This is a genomic window from Paraflavitalea sp. CAU 1676 (assembly GCF_029223285.1).
Classification (GTDB): Bacteria; Bacteroidota; Bacteroidia; order Chitinophagales; family Chitinophagaceae; genus Paraflavitalea.
This window is the reverse complement of record NZ_JARHUJ010000001.1, coordinates 868087-885941: the sequence shown is the minus strand read 5'-3', so window position 1 is coordinate 885941 and position 17855 is coordinate 868087. Positions and strand designations below refer to the sequence as shown.

General features: G+C 49.1%; 17 protein-coding genes. 4 read left to right on the top strand and 13 right to left on the bottom strand.

Translation table 11 applies throughout. The features are described from left to right. Positions 1–70: 70 nt before the first annotated feature. Positions 71–700 carry a TetR/AcrR family transcriptional regulator gene (locus P2H89_RS03615; RefSeq protein WP_275825137.1) on the bottom strand — a complete coding sequence of 210 codons (630 nt, stop codon included), beginning with the start codon at positions 698–700 and terminating at the stop codon, positions 71–73. A gap of 219 nt (positions 701–919) precedes the next feature. Here P2H89_RS03615 and P2H89_RS03610 point away from each other — a divergent pair, with 219 nt between their 5' ends. From P2H89_RS03610 to P2H89_RS03600, 3 genes are all read left to right on the top strand, one after another. Next, entirely contained in the window at positions 920–2803 is a 1884-nt protein-coding gene (locus tag P2H89_RS03610; RefSeq protein WP_275825136.1) for a DNA polymerase III subunit gamma/tau, read from the top strand. Between the two features lie 136 nt (positions 2804–2939). Continuing rightward, positions 2940–4601 (top strand): pyruvate dehydrogenase complex dihydrolipoamide acetyltransferase, encoded by a 1662-nt coding sequence (locus P2H89_RS03605; protein WP_275825135.1) that lies wholly within the window; start codon positions 2940–2942, stop codon positions 4599–4601. Between the two features lie 134 nt (positions 4602–4735). Next, positions 4736–5083, top strand: a complete 348-nt coding sequence (locus P2H89_RS03600; protein ID WP_275825134.1) for a hypothetical protein — start codon at positions 4736–4738, stop codon at positions 5081–5083. A gap of 160 nt (positions 5084–5243) precedes the next feature. Here P2H89_RS03600 and P2H89_RS03595 read toward each other — a convergent pair whose 3' ends face one another. Continuing rightward, on the bottom strand, positions 5244–7094 hold the full coding sequence (locus P2H89_RS03595) for a PQQ-binding-like beta-propeller repeat protein (protein ID WP_275825133.1): 1851 nt from the start codon (positions 7092–7094) through the stop codon (positions 5244–5246). A 181-nt stretch (positions 7095–7275) separates the two neighbouring features. On the opposite strand from P2H89_RS03595, the gene yihA reads away from it, so the two are divergent. Further along, the gene (yihA, locus tag P2H89_RS03590) at positions 7276–7929 is read left to right on the top strand and encodes a ribosome biogenesis GTP-binding protein YihA/YsxC (RefSeq protein ID WP_275825132.1); all 654 of its coding nucleotides are present in this window, start codon (positions 7276–7278) and stop codon (positions 7927–7929) included. 73 nt (positions 7930–8002) lie between these two features. Here yihA and P2H89_RS03585 read toward each other — a convergent pair whose 3' ends face one another. The 11 genes from P2H89_RS03585 to P2H89_RS03535 form a co-directional block, all read right to left on the bottom strand. Further along, a complete protein-coding gene (locus P2H89_RS03585) occupies positions 8003–8476 on the bottom strand; it encodes a ribonuclease H-like YkuK family protein (RefSeq protein WP_275825131.1) in 474 nt (157 codons plus the stop codon). Between the two features lie 485 nt (positions 8477–8961). Beyond that, positions 8962–9330, bottom strand: coding sequence for a CoA-binding protein (locus P2H89_RS03580; RefSeq protein ID WP_275825130.1), 369 nt, complete (start codon positions 9328–9330; stop codon positions 8962–8964). Between the two features lie 139 nt (positions 9331–9469). Continuing rightward, positions 9470–10573 carry a DUF1731 domain-containing protein gene (locus tag P2H89_RS03575; protein ID WP_275825129.1) on the bottom strand — a complete coding sequence of 368 codons (1104 nt, stop codon included), beginning with the start codon at positions 10571–10573 and terminating at the stop codon, positions 9470–9472. Positions 10574–10639: 66 nt separating this feature from the next. Beyond that, entirely contained in the window at positions 10640–11017 is a 378-nt protein-coding gene (locus P2H89_RS03570; RefSeq protein WP_275825128.1) for a hypothetical protein, read from the bottom strand. A 6-nt stretch (positions 11018–11023) separates the two neighbouring features. Then, the gene (locus P2H89_RS03565) at positions 11024–11530 is read right to left on the bottom strand and encodes a MarR family transcriptional regulator (protein ID WP_275825127.1); all 507 of its coding nucleotides are present in this window, start codon (positions 11528–11530) and stop codon (positions 11024–11026) included. A gap of 142 nt (positions 11531–11672) precedes the next feature. After that, positions 11673–12140, bottom strand: coding sequence for an energy transducer TonB (locus tag P2H89_RS03560; protein WP_275825126.1), 468 nt, complete (start codon positions 12138–12140; stop codon positions 11673–11675). A gap of 206 nt (positions 12141–12346) precedes the next feature. Beyond that, on the bottom strand, positions 12347–13792 hold the full coding sequence (locus P2H89_RS03555; protein WP_275825125.1) for a hypothetical protein: 1446 nt from the start codon (positions 13790–13792) through the stop codon (positions 12347–12349). 4 nt (positions 13793–13796) lie between these two features. Next, on the bottom strand, positions 13797–14936 hold the full coding sequence (locus tag P2H89_RS03550; protein ID WP_275825124.1) for a lycopene cyclase family protein: 1140 nt from the start codon (positions 14934–14936) through the stop codon (positions 13797–13799). A gap of 27 nt (positions 14937–14963) precedes the next feature. Beyond that, positions 14964–15674, bottom strand: coding sequence for a methyltransferase domain-containing protein (locus tag P2H89_RS03545; RefSeq protein WP_275825123.1), 711 nt, complete (start codon positions 15672–15674; stop codon positions 14964–14966). A gap of 42 nt (positions 15675–15716) precedes the next feature. After that, positions 15717–16820: a type III polyketide synthase gene (locus P2H89_RS03540; RefSeq protein ID WP_275825122.1), complete on the bottom strand. Its 1104-nt coding sequence runs from the start codon at positions 16818–16820 to the stop codon at positions 15717–15719. A gap of 1 nt (position 16821) precedes the next feature. Further along, positions 16822–17676 carry a UbiA family prenyltransferase gene (locus P2H89_RS03535; protein ID WP_275825121.1) on the bottom strand — a complete coding sequence of 285 codons (855 nt, stop codon included), beginning with the start codon at positions 17674–17676 and terminating at the stop codon, positions 16822–16824. Positions 17677–17855: the final 179 nt, after the last annotated feature.

Sequence of the window (17855 nt, the reverse complement as noted above, 5' to 3'; positions counted from 1 at the left end):
TTATATTGTAAAGATTATTTACACTGTTAAGTATCAGGGCAAAAAAAAGGACCGTAGTCCTAGATGCCGTTTACGGTTTAAGGGTAAGGTCGATGGTTTCCAGCAACCAGTTCAGTGCCTGGGTCATCATGGGTAACACGGCATCGGGTGGCACCAGTTTGTTGAACCGGTCGCGGATCGACAATGAAACCAATCCATGCACCATACTCCAGATAGCCATGGATACGGCATCCACATCCCCCTTCACAATCAATTCTTTATCCATGCCTTCGCGAATGGTATCCTTTAAGCGCCCCAGCGCTACATCGCCGCTCTTCCATTCGCAATCCACCATCTTTTCGATCGACTGCATGGGGGCACGCTGAATGAACATCAGGTCATAGAATTCGGGATGGCTAACGCCGAATTTGATATAGTTCTCGCCCATCTTGTGCAGGCGCAGCAGGGGGTTTTTGATATCCCAGAGGCCTTCATTGTATTCGGCCATTTTTTGAAAGCCGAGTTCGTGAAGGTTGAAGAGGATATCATCTTTATCCTTGAAGTAGAGGTATACGGTGGTAGGACTATAATCGATCAGATCGGCGATCTTACGGATCGACACATTCTCAAACCCTTGTTCCACAAAGAGTTTCATGGAAGCATCCAGGATCATTCGCCGGAGTTCGGTCTTTTGCTTTTCCTTTCTTTCCGTAATACCCATATATTCTGATTAACGACACAAATATACTTAACACTGTTAAGTTTCCAAATTCTACCACTATATTTTTTGAAGGGGCTGGGGATTTGAACGGATGGAAGGTGGTGCGCTATCGCATTATTCCACAAGTTCTTCCCATCAAACCCACGACCCGCGTGGGCAGGCCTAAACCTGTTCGGAAGCCCCTGTTATTTACTTACATTTGCCGCAAGAGGTACATTCATGGATAAGTTTATTGTTTCAGCAAGAAAATACCGGCCACAGACTTTCGACACTGTTGTAGGACAGGGACATATCACTACTACCCTGAAGAACGCGATCAAGAACCAGCAGTTGGCGCATGCCTTCCTGTTTTGTGGTCCGCGGGGAGTGGGTAAAACCACCTGTGCCCGTATCCTTGCCAAGACCATCAACTGCGAGCGTGCCACGCCGGAGGGCGAGGCTTGCAACGAATGCCACTCCTGCCAGTCGTTCAACGATGGCATTTCCATGAACATCCACGAACTCGATGCGGCGAGCAACAACTCGGTCGATGACATCCGGACCCTGGTAGAGCAGGTGCGTTTTGCCCCCCAGGCCGGCCGGTACAAGGTGTATATCATCGATGAGGTGCACATGCTCAGTTCGTCGGCCTTCAACGCGTTCCTTAAAACACTGGAAGAGCCGCCGCCTTATGCCATCTTTATCCTCGCTACCACCGAAAAGCACAAGATCCTTCCCACCATATTGAGCCGATGCCAGATCTTCGATTTCAAGCGCATCACTCCCAACGATACGGTTGAACACCTGCAAGACATCTGCAAAAAAGAAGAGATCAATGCCGAGAAAGCCGCCCTGCACCTGATCGCCCAGAAGAGCGAAGGTTGTATGCGCGACGCCCTCAGTATCATGGATAAGATCGTGAGCTTTACCAACGGTGTGGTAAGCTATCATAATACGCTCGAGCACCTGAACATCCTCGACGCCGACTATTATTTCAAGTTGATGCTGTGCATGCAACAGCAGGACCTGGGAGGCGCGATGTTGTTGTACGATGACATCGACCGCAAAGGATTTGAAGGCGATATGGTGTTGAATGGTTTTGCCGAATTTCTCCGCAACCTGTTGGTCTGCAAGGACGAAAAGGTCGCCAACCTGCTACAGGTGGTGGAAAGCTTCAAAGACCGCTACATTGCCACTTCCAAACAGGTATCGGTGGCTTACCTTATCAGCGCTTTGAACATATTAAACGAAACGGAACTCAACTATAAAGGAGCCCGCAATAAACGCCTGCATGTAGAGCTGGCGCTCATCAAACTCACCTACCTGCAGCAAGCGGTAGACCTGGCTTCCGGCAGCGATGGGCTGAGTAAAAAAAAACTGATTGATGAAGCAAAACCAGTGGCTTTCCGCAATCTGAACCCCATTGTGGAGTCAAAGACCGGTAAAAGCCCTGCTGGTGCAGCCCAGAAGCCCGGTGGCGATACCGCCCCTCCTACCGCCCAGCCCAAGCCAACGGGCAACCAGGAAGCCAAACTGATCATTGAAACCAAAGAAGCGGGCAATGCCCAACGCCCGGTAGCCCAGCAGCCCGCTACAACCGGCCAGCCTTCCACCTTACCCAAAGTGCCTCCCGTTGGCGCTACCAATCAGCCCAAACCCGAAACGACGGTAGGCAAAGTGGGATCGCTCAACTCTATCAAGAAACAATTCATAGGCAAGCCCATCGAAAGTGCCGGTGCTGCCATCCCGCTTAGCGAGATGAGACTGCACGAAGCCTGGCAGCAGTTTGCCCAGCAATTGAAAGACAATAAGAACCCAGCCAACCAGTCGTTCCTGATGGCCAACCTGATCATCAAGGATCACCAAAACTTTGAGGTTCAAACCAATAACAACCTCGAGCAGAAGTTCATTGAAGGTGAACGCCGCATTCTGAGCGAGTATCTACAGCAGGTGTTCAACAACCGTCAGCTGATGTTCGTGATCACGGTGAGCGAAAGTGCCGTGTTGATCCTGGAGCCTACCGAAAAGCCGGCTACCCTGAAGGAAAAATACCAGCATATTATCGACCATTATCCGCTCGTAAAAGAGCTGCGCGACCGCCTCAAGCTGGAAGTAGACAATTAAGGAAAAGCCTCATATACAGCATGAAAGGGCAAGTTTGACAGCTTGCCCTTTTCTATTGCATATTCCTGTTTTTGCCGTAATTTCGGCCCTCAATTAGCAACCTGACGTATTAACTTTCAAATTATTAATAAAGATTATGGCTGAAGTGATCTTAATGCCCCGCCTGAGTGACACCATGACTGAAGGCGTGATTGCGGCCTGGCATAAAAAGGTAGGGGATCCCGTCAAGAAAGGCGATTTGTTAGCGGAAGTTGAGACAGACAAAGCTACCATGGAGCTGGAAAGTTATAAAGATGGCACCCTTTTACATATCGGTACAGATAAAGGTGGTAAACTCCAGGTCAATGACCTGCTGGCTATCATCGGTGCTCCCGGAGAAGACATCAGCTCTCTCATTTCCGGTGGCGGAGCAGCCGCTGCCCCCAAAGCAGAGGCTCCCAAACAAGAAGCAGCAGCACAACCAGCTGCCGCTCCTGCCCAACCTGCAGCAGCAGCCGCACCGGCTCTCGACCTGGCGAATATGCAGGAAGTGATCCTGATGCCCCGTTTGAGCGATACCATGACCGAAGGCGTTATAGCCACCTGGCATAAGAAGGTAGGAGACCAGGTTAACAAAGGCGACCTGCTCGCCGATGTGGAGACCGACAAGGCTACCATGGAACTCGAAAGCTACAAAACTGGTAAATTATTATATGTTGGCGCCAAGCAAGGCGATAAGGTGCCCGTAAATGCCCTGCTTTGCATCATTGGTGAAGAAGGAAAAGTAGATGTTGACAAGATCGTTGCTGCCTCCAAAGGTGGTGGCGCTGTTGCTGCTACCAGCAGTCAACCTGCCCAGGCACCAGCTCAGGCGGCACCTGCTGCACAACCTGCCGCTGCTGCTACCGCTCAGCCCGCTGCCGCTACTACCGAAAATGGTCGCGTAAAAGCTTCTCCGCTCGCCCGCAAACTCGCCAGCGAAAAAGGCATCGACATCAACCAGGTTGCTGGTTCCGGTGATGGTGGCCGTATCGTGAAGAAAGATGTGGACGATTTCAAACCAGGTGCTGCTACAGCTGCCCCTGCTGCTAAACAAGATGGTGCTGCTGCTCCTGCACAGCCTGCGGTTGCCGGTCAGGTAAGCTATGACGACATACCGGTTTCGCAAATGCGCAAAGTGATCGCCCGTCGCCTGGCAGATGTGAAGTTCTCTGCGCCTGAGTTCTACCTCACCATGGAGATCAACATGGACAAGGCAGTTGCCAGCCGTGCCAAGCTCAATGAAATCGCTACCAACAAAATATCCTTCAATGACATGGTGCTGAAAGCATGCGCCCTGGCGCTGAAGAAACACCCTGCCATCAACAGTAGCTGGCAAGGCGACACCATCCGCGTTAACCACCACGTAAGCATCGGCGTAGCCGTTGCAGTAGAAGAAGGATTACTGGTACCTGTAGTGCGTTTTGCAGACCTTAAGTCTCTGTCGCAGATCGCCGGTGAAGTGAAAGACTACGCTACGCGTGCCAAAGCCAAAAAATTACAACCAGCCGAATGGGAAGGCAACACCTTTACCATCTCTAACCTGGGTATGTTTGGCATTGAAGAATTCACTGCCATCATCAACCCTCCTGCGTCCTGTATCCTCGCGATCGGCGCCATCAACCAGGTGCCTGTTGTGAAGAACGGACAGATCGTGATCGGCAACGTCATGAAGGTAACACTCACCTGCGACCACCGCGTGGCAGATGGTGCTACCGGCGCCGCCTTCCTGCAAACCCTGCAAGGCTTACTGGAAGAGCCGCTCACCATGCTCGTATAACCTGTGCATTCAGCATACATGGAAATCCCACCGCAATACGGTGGGATTTTTATTTCTATCCTGCCCTAGCCCCAAAATGATTAAATTGGGGGTATGGGGCCGGGCCCCATTTTCTGATCATTAAACCTTTCATTATGAAACTGAGACATCTACTGGCAACCCTGTTGCTCCTACTTACCTTTTCATCATTTACCAGTCACCAGCAAACATCTTCCTCACAAAAGTTCATCGTTTACAGCGGATGCTTTGAAACCGGTGTTACCGTCAACGTGTCTTACAACCCCAGTACCGCCCGCATTGTAGGTGTTGGCGTGCACGACGCACTGGGTTCGTATCCTGTAACCGGGTATTCGGCCAATTCCACCATTTACAACGTGGGCAGCACCTTGTATGCAACCGGCTTTTTCGTCTACTTCACCGATCCCATTGTGGGCACACGTATAGCCTCCTGGGATGGCGAATTAGCCACCGATTGCGATTGATCCAACACTACTATCATTGCCCGGCCTGATACATTAAAAAAGCTCCCCAAACGCGTTCTGCGTTTGGGGAGCTTTTTACTTAGCATCGCTATTTTCCGGATCTTCTGCTTTTTTCCCGGATCATCAATAAGGTTCTGCTGTTGATGCATGTACAGTCCAATTACCGAACCTCCAGCAGGGCAACCTTGCCATCCATGGTGGAGGCGATGATGCGTTTACCACTCAATACTCTTACCGTATTCACCATCGAGTTATCGATCTTGTGGGCCCACACGACTTTACGGTTCTGTGGATCGATGGCATAGACCACGCCGCTGCGGGTGCCGAAGAATACCTGCCCGTCTTTCTCGATCAGCATCGAAGGCACATGCTCGTATCCAAAGCCGGCGTTCATGACCCATGCCGGACTTTGTGCCTCACTACTCGCGGCGTAAGCTACGACCGTATCCTGCATTGTTTTACCATAGATCCATTTACCGTCGCTCGAGATGCCGATCGACTCACGCACGCGGGTTTCTTTATTGCGCCATAGGGTGGCGCCACTTTGCGCGTCGATAGCGGAGATCGTTCTATCGGGAGCTACTACATATACGACACCGTTTACAGCCACCGGGATACATGATGCCGGCGAAAAATTGATAACAGAAGATCCGTTGTTCCATTTCCACAGCAACTTACCATCATTGCGGTCGAGTGCATACAGGTTCCTGTCCCACGCGCCGAAGACGATCCGGCCTTCGTACAAGAGCGGCGTGCTTACCACGGGCCCTTCCAGCTCACTGAACTTCCACCGCACCTGTCCATCGTTGAGCCCAAGGGCCATGAACGAATGATCGCTGCCGCCAATAAATACGGTATCGCCGGCAATGAGCGGGCAGCCTAGCACGGCCGCCTCGGCCGTATAGGACCACAGCTGTTTGCCATTCTTTGCATTGAGGCAATAGACCTTGCCATCGCCCGAGCCCAACACTACCCTATCGCCTTGTACAGCAGGTGAAGAGAATACCGAACCATTGGTGGAGAATGACCATTGACGTTTACCGTTCTTCAGCGAAACGGCCACTACCTCTCCGTTCTGGTTGCCAAAGATGACGGACTCATTATATACCGCCGGCGTAGAGATCACATTGGCATTGGAACTATAGGTCCAGGCGGCTTTTACCTGTGCATATTGCTTATTGACTTCATAATTGGGTCTATCGAATGTTTTGGCAGGATGGGCATAGTCGTGCGACTTAATGGCTACCCTGTTCCAGGTTCTTTCGTAGCCGGTACCTGGTCTGCGCTCGGTATAGATAATGGAATCGGTACGCACATCTACAAGGCTGTAACCTCCCACCGGATCTTTTGCCCGCAGGTTGGAGCGTCCCATGACCGCAGGGATATCTTCGAAGTTCATGGCGTGGTTGTTATGCCCATGACCGCAGATCGCCAGGATGGTGTTGTATTGCTTTAAGCGGTCGATCGCTTCGTACCAGTTATCCAATCCATTGTCGAGGGGGTAATGGTTGGCAAATATGATGGGCTGATTTTTATCGGTCTTCTTCAATACCTCATCGAGCCAAACCACGGCATTGCGGGGAATATGTCCATCGCTCATACGCACATAGGGCCCGGAAGCGCAACCGATAAATCGAACGCCGTTGTAATCGAACATGAACTTATCGTACCCGAAGGTGGTGGTAAAACTTACCCCACCGCTTTCGCTCCAGCCACTGTCGTGGTTGCCGGGAATGATGTAATACTTTACCTGAAGACTATCGAGTATCTGTTTGGCTACTTTCAACTGGCGGTTGGTACCCAGTTCGGTGATATCGCCTGTCAGTATCACAAACGCCACATCCTTCATGGCATTGATATCGCTTACGGTTCTCCGCAGGTCTTCCTCTGCACTTCCATTGGGCGAGCCGATATGGGTATCCGTAATGTGAATGAAACGAAATGGTTTGATCTGTGCTTCCAATAAAAATACGGCACACAGCAAACCACAAAGCAGGGTTATCTTTTTCATGCCGCCAATTTAGTGCTTTTTGATACCGCGACTCGGCAGTCAGTGCTTATAATACAAGCGATTAACAATTAAATTTCTTTAATTGCCGGTTTGTGCAGGAGCTTGTTTTTATACCCTCATTTTTACCGGTACCCCTATGCAGAAAACCCATTGATCAGGTATTCGTATCTTGCAGCCCATCATGATCATCAAAACAGCGAAATACCTCGTCAGCAGTCCGGACTATACCATGTGTCCCAAACCTGACCGGCCCGAATATGCTTTCATTGGCCGCAGTAATGTGGGCAAATCTTCACTCATCAATATGCTGAGTGATAATCAGAAGCTGGCTAAGACATCCGGTTCACCGGGCAAAACCCAGCTCATCAACCATTTCGAGATGGAAAGCCTGCCGGACAAATACGTACCCGGTAAAACGCCAGCCTCCCCCTGGTACCTCGTCGACTTACCCGGTTATGGATTTGCCAAGGTATCCCAAACGCAGCGTAAGCAATGGGAAACCATGATCGAAAATTACCTGCGCAAACGGGAAACCCTGGTCAATATATTTGTATTGATCGATAGCCGGCACGAGCCCCAACGCGTAGATCTCGATTTCATCAATCAGCTGGGCGAATGGGAGCTTCCTTTCTGCATTGTATTCACCAAAGCCGATAAGGAAACGCAGAAAGAAGTGAGTAAGAATGTAAAATCATTCCTCGATGCCATGCGGAAGACCTGGCAGTTTTTGCCTCAAAGCTTTGTTACAAGTGCGATAAAGAAAATGGGTAGAGACAAAATACTTCAGTTCATCGAACAGTGTAATGTGTCGGTGAAAGAAGCAGGAAAGGAATGAGGCGACAAGGCCCTGAGCTGTGAAGTAACACAACTGTACAATAAAAAACCCTCGTTGATGTCAGCGAGGGTTTTTAGTTAACTACCTTATTGGCGCAGCTACTACTGGCGAAGGCTTCCGGTTTGGCCTTAAAGGCAAAGCCCATACCGAGTATATATCCCATCGCTTCTTTCAGCGCATCATTACTCTTGAAGTGCGGGTTCGTATTGATATCTGCATGCACTTCCATATCCACATCATACTGTGTGAACAGGTTGCATAGCTCATAGGCGATTTCAATACTCTTGGCAACCTCAACCAGCATGCGTTCTTTAATAGAATATTGCTGTTTTGTTTTCTCGTTGTGTATGAACATGAAACCTCCATGTCCTTCGCGCAGGAAAACAATAACAGTAGCAAATTCAGTTTCGGAACCTTTTACCTGGGAGTCGGTACCAATGCAAACCTTGAGGTGATAGCCTTTGTTGCTTTCGCGTTTGATGGCTGCTTCAACAGCATCAAAGATGGGTAGATCGAGCGGATCGCCGTTAAACTTTCTCCATATCATATCGAAATGGGTTTTTCGAATTTACCGAAAAATCACTGCTTTTCCAAAAAGGAGCATCATTAACGATCTATTACCAATTGGGGTACACGTGGTGTTGCCCCTCGACATAAGGTTAAAGAATAGGATACGGATCATCCGCTTTCACAAGGCAGATTGGGATGGATTGGGTTGGGTTACACTACAAACGGGTTACTGCCGGCTATCCGGCTATATCGAAATACAGGGTTAGTAATCAGTAAAGTAAAATGGGAGGATGAGAAACTGGTGGTGTACAGGTTCTTCATACAGTTCGTTTAATTAACGATGGATATTGAATAGAAGGGTACGATCAACAACAGGTACCGGATGGGGGGGCAGGATGTTAAAACGGTATTAAAACGCGGATATTTTACAGCAGCATAAATATTTTGTAAAGAGTATCGCAGTCTGCACTACAACAGGCTCTCTCAGCAAGGACCTTAACAGGAGAAGCATCCCTGATCCTGCTAAAACTGACCAGTACTCAACAATACAAGTGTACAGGCCTCCATAGGCAGAATACCCTTCTCTTTAGCAAGCGAAGCCAACTCTTCGTTTTCGGCGCCGGGATTGAAAATGATGCGCCTGGGATTTAAAGACAGGATATAATCGTAATACTCCTTTTGATGGGTAGGATTCAGGTAAAGTGTAACGGTATCTACATCATCAACGGGGCTTTGTCCTGTTACCACCGGCACATCGGCCACTTGTGTCTGTTTACGGCCAATAGCCACAACAGGATGCTGATGCGCCCGGAGTTTATTGATCGCCAGAAAACTGTAACGGGCCGGATTATCTGATGCACCCAGTACGACCGTCTTTTTACCTGTTGCCATGCTGCTGAATTTATATAATAACGAATATAGCGGTTATTTGGTTGCAGCTGCAAAGCACAGACCACCTGCATCCTTGATGCTGAACAAGATAGATAACCGCGGGATGCCCTGGAGCGAACCAGCGAAAGCCATGACGTCACTAAAACAAGTGATAACGGCTGCGTGGCGTTCGGGTCACGATATCGCGGATTGCCTGTTCGGCATGGGTATATTTAAATCGAAATCCTGCTTTCAATAGCCGGCCGGGCAAAACCCACCGGCTCTTCAGGATCAGTTCTGTTTCTGTTCCTATCAGGGCAGCGCCCAGTTCCAGCATCCAGGAAAAGGCGGGTAATCCAAACCGGTGTCCCGTGGCTTTTCGCAGGGTACACATGAACGCGGAGTTCGTAACAGGATTGGGTGCGGCGCAATTGTACATCCCTGATGCTTCGGGATGTTCGGCACACCATTCCACAATACGGCAGAGATCCTCTTCATGGATCCAACTGTACATCTGCCTGCCATTGCCCTGGTATCCACCCAACCCCGCCTTCAACAAGTTGAAATAGGGAACCATTACGCCACCAGCCCCTAAAGTGATGGCAGCCCTTAATGCCACTTTGCGCGTTGCAGGGGTGTGTTCATCCATAAAAGCCTGCTCCCAGCTTCGGCAAATTTCCACCGAAAAATCTTTGTCGAGCAGCTTGTATTGTTTCGATCCCTTACCGTACCGGTATCCAGCCCAGGCCTTTGTGTACCCATAGCGCAACCTGTCAAGCAACGACCAGGGCATATTATCCTTTTTGAGATCACTGATCTCACCGTGCTCTTCTTCCTGGGGTTTATCCATCGCGTGGCGGTAGATTGTTGCTGACGCGGCATTGATCCACAGGGTTGGTGCTTTGCGGCTATGCCTGATCGCCTGCCCAATGGCCTGCGTGGCATCTATGCGGCTATCCAATACCTCTTTCCTGTTGCGTTCATTGTACCGGCAATTAACCGATCTGCCAGCCAGGTTGATAACAATATCAGCTCCGTCAACGTCATCCAGCCAATGTTTCTCGACATGCTTGCCATCCCAACGCCAGTAAGTGATGTTATAGCCATCAGGGGCTTTTAAAAGTCCCTGACCAAAACGATTGTTGTGCCCGTTTACCGATTTTCGGGTAAGGATCACTACATGGTTATTTTTTCCGAAATACCGCGCCATTGCCTGACCGATAAAACCGGTACCGCCTGCAATGACTATTCTCTTGTTTTCCATATTTTCAGAATTTTGTGAAACATATAATCCTAAAGAAGGCCGGTTTCCCGGCCTTTACATGATGCCTTATACGATTGCCTGAGGCTCAGGTACCTCCGGCAGTTTCTTTGCTTCCACGACACAGGTGATCAGGTAGTACACCGCCATCAATGGCGAGAAGAACAGCAATCCATACAATGCCCAAATGATAAAGCTGGTAATAGATGCCAGCAAAACCCCGGCAACAATCGCCAACGTAATAAGATAGATGCGGCGCATAAAGCTCTTATGTTGGGGTGTATAAAAAATCCGGTGCAGGATAACACTCAATATCTGCCAGCCCCCCACCATGAAATAGGCGCCGAAGAAGATACCATCAAAATTAGTGTTGCTAAAAGCTATTGGCACCGCCGCCAGGATCATCAGGCCCTGTATCCAGCAATCCACCAGTTTAAACGTACGCATAGTTCGCTATTTAAAAAATTTCATCAGGCTGCCAACAAACCAGTGCTCGTCGGCCTTTACCAGCACATCCAGCATCTTGTCGGCCTGGTTGCCGAAGCGTTTGATGCCCTGCATGGTTTCGATGAACTGTTTGGCTTCTTTATCCTTCTTATCACCTTCAATCGCCGATAACTGGTCCATCAGCTTCAGCATAGGATCCAACTCCCGCCTCTTACGTTCTTTAATAATGGTGGTGGCTACTTTCCAGATATCCTTCTCTGCCACGAAAAACTCCTTGCGCTCACCAGGAATACTGGTGCGCTCCACCAATCCCCAATCGATCAATTCCCGGATATTCATGTTCACATTGCCACGACTTACGCTCAATTGCTCCATAACATCATCCTGACTGATCGGATCGGGACTCACCAGCAATAACGCATGGATCTGCGCCATAGTACGATTGATGCCCCAATGGGTTCCAAATGCACCCCAGGAGTCGATAAATTTCTGCTTGGCTTCAGTCAGCTTCATAGATGATCGTTTCAGGTATAAAGATAGATACGATTTCTGAAGTTTCAAATAATATTGAAAGTTTGTTGCCCCAGGCAATGCCTGGTCGCACTATCACAAGGCTGGATAGACTATTACAGATGTGCCCTGGCTTGCTGATTTTTCAACTTTCTGGCAGACGAAAGCTTATGGGCTGCATTTTAAAAGATTTTACATTTTTGCCATCCTTCCGGGCAGGTGTCCAGTTGGGTGTTTTTTTAATGGCTTCCAGCGCTGCTGCGCGTAGTACTTCGTGACCGCTGATGGCCTGTACATCACAGACCGTTCCATCGGTACAAACGATGAATTGCAGCATCACATCACCCTGTATTTTCTGGCGGATAGCTGTATCCGGGTATCGAAGGTTCTTTATCAGAAAGCGCGTCCATCCCGGCATGCCCCCTTGAAATGTTGACTCTACTTCTACCTTCCTGAAAACCATGGTATCCTTTGCATCAACATAGACGGTATCGCCTTTGGAGGAGATCAGGTAAAATTTGCCTGCAGGGCTTTTTGCCGTAGGGGTTGTGGTTTCCTGTGCCCCGGTAATCATGGGCGCAACGAGCAAGAGAAGAAAAATGAGGCGGGTCATCGATTAGGGTTTGTACTAAAGTCGCTAAAAAATGTCTATCGCGGAAATGCAATCTACACGGGCTTTCAAGCTGGCCGGTTTTCACGGTTGCAGGCTTCCTTGCACCAGTGCGGCAAATTTAAAGGTTTTAGAGGTTGCTGCCTTGCGCTACAACTGGCTTAAACGGCAACAGAACTTCACGATGGCTGGCTAAAGCGCTAACGGCTTTAATTGGTTGGACAATCAAGCATCTTATCCCGTTTGTTTCGGCTATTGCTGCCCGGCCGCACGATAAAGGCAATGTATCCCCCACCGTTGTGCATCTTGTTTTTGGCAAACAGGGTACCCCAGTTATGAATACCCAGTAACAGCGGCCCCGCTTTGATCGCCCCGCCCACCCTGAACTGCCTTTCCGTGTTGTACATCATGGGCAGGTATACCCCCAGGCTTCGGGTTTCCCAACGGGGAGTGACGGCCAGCAGGTTCGTTTCTTTGACGTATAAGCGCTTATCACCCGCCAGCGGAGATAAATTGATAGAAATATCGGCATTCACGTAAAAGGCATCAAAGAGGTAGCGGTCGACATTGACGACCAGGCGGGTTGGATTGAGGACCATAAAATTGCCCGACAGGCGCGCCATTGAACTGACGATAGTCTGCAAGCTGTCGTTGAAGCCTTTTATTCCTTCTATATTCTTGAATTTCTCATCGAGGTCTACGTCGCGCAACTCCCCCTTCAGGCCACTGATGGTTCGGCTGTTGAGGCTATGCTTATATTGATTGAAGCCGATATCCATGAGAGAGATACCTATCTTCCAATCGTAGTCATAATATCGTTCTTCGTCGTCGTTAAAGTCGTATGGGAGGTACTCCTTTATCAGGTATTCGACACCAACATCAAACGATACCCCACCCTCGGTAGTATTGGCAAAATCACGAATATTTTGCCCTGTACTTTTCTCGTCTTTCCATCCATCGAAGTTCGCAGAATAACCATAGCGCGCTGTGGCATCCCGAAGCACAAATACATTCTTACCGTTTTCGACCAGCATCTCAACCTGCCCGGTGGCCAGTTTGGTATGCGCACCCGAAAGGCCCCTCGATAGGCGCATGGTGACACCTGCATTGAGCCTGCGGTGATCATCGTCCAGGATCGTTTGACCATACGATGCAAAGAACTCAAGCCAGCTGCTGGAAATGAGGTCAGCCTTAAACTTGGTATTGCCGCCATTCATCATCAGGAAAGCTTGCGCCGTTTTCAAGGTATCCTGAAAGGCATAGGGATTTGTATTCAGGTTGGTGTAGCTGCGAAAATTAGCGCCGAAGGCGATCGCCGCACGCCTTTTCAGTGCAATGCGGGTATTGAGCAGGTTGACATTGGCATTTGCCTGTGCAAAACGGCCAAAGTACCCGCCTTCTACTTTCCAGGCGGAATTGGCGGGCGATGACAACAGCGAATAATTGTAAACGCCAACGGCATTGGTTGCCGGCTTTCCCTGTACGCCAAATATGGTGACATCCCAGGCGAAGGGGGTATTGACAATGGACGCGGGATTATTTCCTATTCCAAGGCTACCGGCATAGGAAGATCCATTCACTGCATGATAATTCTGTGCAATAACCATCGTTTGGGCTACCAGAAGCCCCATCAGAAAAGGTAAGGTCTTGAACATGCTACTAAAAAGGTTTACCGTGTGTTTGCCCTATCAGGAAGGCTACGATCTTTGGAAATGGTTTAACAATGGTTATCAAAAAACTGGATAAAGACGAACTACCGAAAAATCGCTGTATGAAACGTCCGGCCTGTAAACGACGCCCAAACTGCCGCTCCCACTGTTGGGTATATTGCAACTCCATCTCATACCGCGAAATATGCCCTTTGAGAAACTGCACAATCTCTTCGAAAGCCAGTTTACTGCCATGCAGGGCCATGCTCATTCCATTACCACATAGCGGCGTGATCATACCTGCCGCATCACCGATCATCAGCACATGGTTTTCAACCTGGTTTTTCCGGTTAAAGGATATTCGGGAAACTGTCAGCGGTTCTGTATAGAGGAACCGTGCATTAGAGAAGATCTTTTCGAGGAAAGGATTTTTGCGAAGTATCTGAAGTTCCATCGCCTGGATATCGTTGTGGCATTTCCGCAGATTCCGGGCAGTGGTAAGGTAACAAAGACAATATTTATTATTCTCGATCCGGGAAATACCACAGTAACCGTCATCAAAATTATGCAACGCAATCAAATCTTCCGGAAAAAAGGTTTCAATATGATATTTTACGCCAACATAGTGATTGAGCCGGTTGGGCTTTACCTGGGTGAACGGCCTTTTCCACTTGGCATCAAGGTTACTTCGCTTGCCATAAGTACCGGCCACCACCGTAGCTTCCGTTTCGCCTTTGGGGGTGAAGACTACAAAAGCATTGTTCCGGTATACTACATTCACCACTTTCGTCTCTTCCATCAGCACCACCCCTTCTTTTCTGGCTATATTGGCCAGCATCTGATCGAGGGTATAGCGGCTGATACCGAACCCGCCCAGCGGCAGCGTACATTCCAGGTGCTTACCATTGGGTGCGCTCACCTGCAGCCGACTGATCACAGGCAATTGCATATCACTTAACGGAACACCCAGTTCTTCCAGGAAGTTCCAGCTCTCCAGACTAACATATTCACCACAAACCTTATGGAAAGGATATTTCTCCCGTTCGAATACGATGGTACGATAGCCGGCGCGTACACTTTGTATGGCTAAAGCCAAACCAGCCAGCCCACCGCCAATGATGGCAATATCGTATTTGTGATCGAAACTCAACCAGTGCTATTGATGACCTGTGATTATTTACGCATGACCTGCCTGCAGGGATGGGTTGGAAGCAACCACCAACCACCTGAATGCCCATTTCCAATCGACGGAAAAGGTAGTGATTCCCGCGCTATTCAGTAATTGATACCAATCATTTTTAACAAATCCTCTGGCCACGGACAAAGGAGCATCGTTTTTCACCAGGTAGCTGTTGGAGAACAATCGTGTAAGCACCCGGATGGAATGATAGGCTATTGGATGACGATGAAGGTCATTGACAAAAAATCCCCATTTTGCCTGGTTCTGCATCCACTGTAATTGCGCCAACAATTCCCGTTCCGGGAAATGATGACAAAACAAGGAGGAAAAAATAACATCCGGTTTCGAGTTGAACTGTACTTCCTTATAGTCCGATACGATCCAATCACAACGTATTTCCTCCCGCTCCTTCGCCACCCGGATACAATCTGGATTAATGTCTATACCTGTAAAAGATGCACTAATACCCTCTTTTACACACCACCGGCGAATAGCCTCGAGATTGTCTCCTCCCCCACAGCCGATCTCACATACCGAAACTTCTTTATGCTTTCCAAGGAGTCTTTTAAAGCCCTTCAACGTGATCTGGTGACCACCCAGCCAGGTATTGATGACATTTAGCTCGCGCATATTCCTTCTGATATCTTCGAATGGAATATCGTTGCCGTCCAGCAGCTCCTGTTGATATGAGCGTACGCGAAAGTTCACTATAGGAAAGGTAAACTGAATATCAATTACCGACTGAAAATATTATACAGCACGCCCCACAAACGTCTCCATCGTGAGACCGGGTCCAAAAGCTGCACCGAACACCTTGGCATTTTTGCCAACCTGTCCGGATAGCTGCATTTGTTGCATGATCTTTTTCAACACGAACAGGATCGTGGGCGACGACATGTTTCCGTATCGACGTAATATACCGGCGCTGGTTTGCAAAGCATCGGCGGGCAATTGCAAACTACCAGCAACAGCTTCGAGTATTTTCTTACCACCGGGATGTATACACCAATGGCCCACCTCTTCGAACCGGCAGCCCGTATGATCCAGCGCCCGGTTGGTCAGCGCAGCAAAATCGGCACCGATCAATTCGGGAATATAACTGCTCAGCGTCATTAAGAATCCGGTGGACGATAGCTCCCAGCTCATATCCTGCCGGCCTTTCGGTATAACTTCCCCATAAAAACCGCTCAATTCCAAACCATGGTGTGGGTGTGCGTCATGAGTGATCAGCGCAGCAGCGCTACCGTCGGCAAAGAGTAAACCCGAAGCGATATTGTCCATGGTAGCCTCGCGTTGAAAATGGAGGGTACACAGTTCAGTGCATACGATCAGCACTTTCGCACTATGGTCGCTCTTACAAATTGCGTCGGCGATCTTTAACGCATGCACAGCTGCATAGCAGCCCATAAAATTGACCGAGCTTCGCCAGGCATGCCTGGGTAAGCCCAGAAGCTCTACCAGCTGAAGGTCCAGCCCGGGCGCACTCATACCGGTGCAACTTACAGTGATCAAATGAGTAATTTCTTCCTGGTTCAGTTTTCCATCCATGCAATCCCGGATGGCATGAATAGAGAGTGGCGCAGCATACTTATTGTACCAAACCATACGCTGCTCGAGAGCGGGAAATGGTTCAAGGTTTTCGGTGGAGGGATAAAACTTCCATTCGGCCGGCCCCCTGCTATAGTCAGGGATCACGGAATACCGGGTATCAATGGCGCTTTGGCGGTACAAGTACCTCAGCTTGCGCTGTTCGTCTTCGGCAAGCGCATACACCCCCTGCATGAATTGCAGAATATCTTGCTGCCTGTGCCGGAAAGCCGGCACGGCCGTTCCGATAGAAACGATCTTACTCAAATTACCTCCAGGTTAATAAGATCAGAAAACCAATATTGGTACAAACCGATGCCAACAGGTTCATGCGCATGGTATGGGTAAAATCGGCTACGTTTTCATTTTTCCAAACCCGTGCGGCCCACCAGCAGAAATATACGAGAATAGGCAACATACAAGTTGCCAGCAGTAAGAATTTTGAAAGGGAACCCTGATTGGAAAAATAGTAAGCCAGCAAAGCCATCGCCAACGAATAGATTACAGCCGTAAAGATAAAAGTGCCCCTGTACCCAAGCGAAGAACTGATGGTGTGAACCCCGTCCTTTATGTCGGCATCATGCTGATAGATCTGCGTGAGCGGGTAAAATCCACCAATAAGTAACGAAGCGGCGATAATACCGGCAGGCGGAACTGCCATCGTTTTATCGACACTGCAGCCGTGGTAGACCAAAAAAAAAGTTACGCCCCCCTGGAACACGACGACCGTGAGATACCCCACCACCGGATACTTTTTTAGGCGGATGCCACGGTAACTATAGGCGCGGGATGCGAGGATATAGGCCACAATTCCTAGCGCAAAGAGCGGGCTGATCAACCAACTGAGCAATACCGCCAGTACATCCATCCCGATGCTGACGTAGAATAATTGCCGGGTGGGTTGCAGGGGATTTTTGATCCCCCCAATACTGCCTTCATCACGATCCATATAGGAATTGTAACCATTGCTGGAGGGATATACCAATAAATGAAGTATTCCAAAGATCAACCAGGCATGGTAAGCATTGACAACAGGCACCTGGCCCAGAGCAAACAAGTACACCGGCAACAGGAAAAAAGAAAAGGGAAAACGAAGTAATTGTATCGTGGATCGCCTCAGCAAATGGCGCTAATAGTTTATCAGACTAAATATACCGATTAAGCTCCGATCGCTGCCAATTTGATCAACCACCCGTACATAGGGTTTACGACTTAAATTGATACCGCAACCGTATGAGAGGCTTGCAAACCCAAAAGGATAAGCCGTATATAAGCTGTATATAAGCGGTAAATAACCCGTAG

Coding starts and splice junctions, on each gene's coding strand:
- P2H89_RS03595 (WP_275825133.1), bottom strand. CDS start 7,094: ATGAAAAAGATAACCCTGCTTTGTGGTTTGCTGTGTGCCGTATTTTTA.
- P2H89_RS03570 (WP_275825128.1), bottom strand. CDS start 11,017: ATGCGTACGTTTAAACTGGTGGATTGCTGGATACAGGGCCTGATGATC.
- P2H89_RS03610 (WP_275825136.1), top strand. CDS start 920: ATGGATAAGTTTATTGTTTCAGCAAGAAAATACCGGCCACAGACTTTC.
- P2H89_RS03600 (WP_275825134.1), top strand. CDS start 4,736: ATGAAACTGAGACATCTACTGGCAACCCTGTTGCTCCTACTTACCTTT.
- P2H89_RS03605 (WP_275825135.1), top strand. CDS start 2,940: ATGGCTGAAGTGATCTTAATGCCCCGCCTGAGTGACACCATGACTGAA.
- P2H89_RS03555 (WP_275825125.1), bottom strand. CDS start 13,792: ATGTTCAAGACCTTACCTTTTCTGATGGGGCTTCTGGTAGCCCAAACG.
- P2H89_RS03560 (WP_275825126.1), bottom strand. CDS start 12,140: ATGACCCGCCTCATTTTTCTTCTCTTGCTCGTTGCGCCCATGATTACC.
- yihA (WP_275825132.1), top strand. CDS start 7,276: ATGATCATCAAAACAGCGAAATACCTCGTCAGCAGTCCGGACTATACC.
- P2H89_RS03615 (WP_275825137.1), bottom strand. CDS start 700: ATGGGTATTACGGAAAGAAAGGAAAAGCAAAAGACCGAACTCCGGCGA.
- P2H89_RS03580 (WP_275825130.1), bottom strand. CDS start 9,330: ATGGCAACAGGTAAAAAGACGGTCGTACTGGGTGCATCAGATAATCCG.
- P2H89_RS03575 (WP_275825129.1), bottom strand. CDS start 10,573: ATGGAAAACAAGAGAATAGTCATTGCAGGCGGTACCGGTTTTATCGGT.
- P2H89_RS03565 (WP_275825127.1), bottom strand. CDS start 11,530: ATGAAGCTGACTGAAGCCAAGCAGAAATTTATCGACTCCTGGGGTGCA.
- P2H89_RS03585 (WP_275825131.1), bottom strand. CDS start 8,476: ATGATATGGAGAAAGTTTAACGGCGATCCGCTCGATCTACCCATCTTT.